The organism is Bacillus sp. SIMBA_005 (genome assembly GCF_046535585.1).
Lineage (GTDB): Bacteria > Bacillota > Bacilli > Bacillales > Bacillaceae > Bacillus > Bacillus pumilus.
Window position 1 is genome coordinate 1 of record NZ_JAWRWI010000106.1, and the last position, 356, is coordinate 356.

Genomic DNA, 356 nt, shown 5'->3' on the forward strand with positions numbered 1-356 from the left:
CCTACGCCTACGCCGGCACCGCGCCGGCCAGCACGGTGAGCATCGGCACGAGTGGCAACGAGCGCACCCTGACCAATCTGGCGGCCGGTCGCGTCAGCACCACCAGCACCGATGCGATCAACGGCAGCCAGCTCAACGCCTCGAACCTGGCGGTGACGGCGGTCGATGGCGCGGTCGATACCCTTGGCGCCGGCGTGGCCAGCAGTTTCGGCGGCGGTGCCGCCTACGATCCGGCCACCGGCACGCTGACCGCGCCGAGCTACAGCATCGGCGGCACGACCTATAACAACGTCGGTGCCGCGCTGGGCGGGGTGGACACGGCATTGACCAACCTCGCCAGCGGCGGCGGCATCAAG

General features: G+C 70.5%; 1 pseudogene. It reads left to right on the forward strand.

The annotated features are described in order from the left end of the window. Window positions 1-356 (forward strand): annotated as a pseudogene (locus SB660_RS19320) (hypothetical protein); the annotation flags it as partial.